Below are 478 nucleotides of genomic sequence, written 5' to 3'. Positions count from 1 at the left end.
TTCGACTACGGGGGTCTTACCCTCTACGCCGGACCTTTCGCATGTCCTTCGCCTACATCAACGGTTTCTGACTCGTCTCATGGCCGGCAGACCATGAAAGAGAGATCCCACAACCCCGTAAGCGCAACCCCTGCCGGGTCTCACACGCATACGGTTTGGCCTCATCCGGTTTCGCTCGCCACTACTCCCGGAATCACGGTTGTTTTCTCTTCCTGCGGGTACTGAGATGTTTCACTTCCCCGCGTTCCCTCCACTTGCCCTATGTGTTCAGACAAGGGTGACAGCCCATGACGACTGCCGGGTTTCCCCATTCGGAAACCCCCGGATCAAAGCCTGGTTGACGACTCCCCGGGGACTATCGTGGCCTCCCACGTCCTTCATCGGTTCCTGGTGCCAAGGCATCCACCGTGCGCCCTTAAAAACTTGGCCACAGATGCTCGCGTCCACTGTGCAGTTCTCAAACAACGACCAACCACCC

General features: G+C 57.9%; 1 rRNA gene (cut by a window edge). It reads right to left on the bottom strand.

Annotated features, from left to right (window positions below):
• Positions 1 to 429, bottom strand: a 23S ribosomal RNA gene (locus tag IE172_RS23550); it reaches 2,754 nt to the left of the window's first position.
• Positions 430 to 478: the final 49 nt, after the last annotated feature.

The organism is Streptomyces griseoflavus (genome assembly GCF_014649995.1).
Classification (GTDB): Bacteria; Actinomycetota; Actinomycetes; order Streptomycetales; family Streptomycetaceae; genus Streptomyces; species Streptomyces griseoflavus.
The sequence above is the reverse complement of the archived record's forward strand: the minus strand, read 5'-3'. Positions and strand labels throughout refer to the sequence as shown.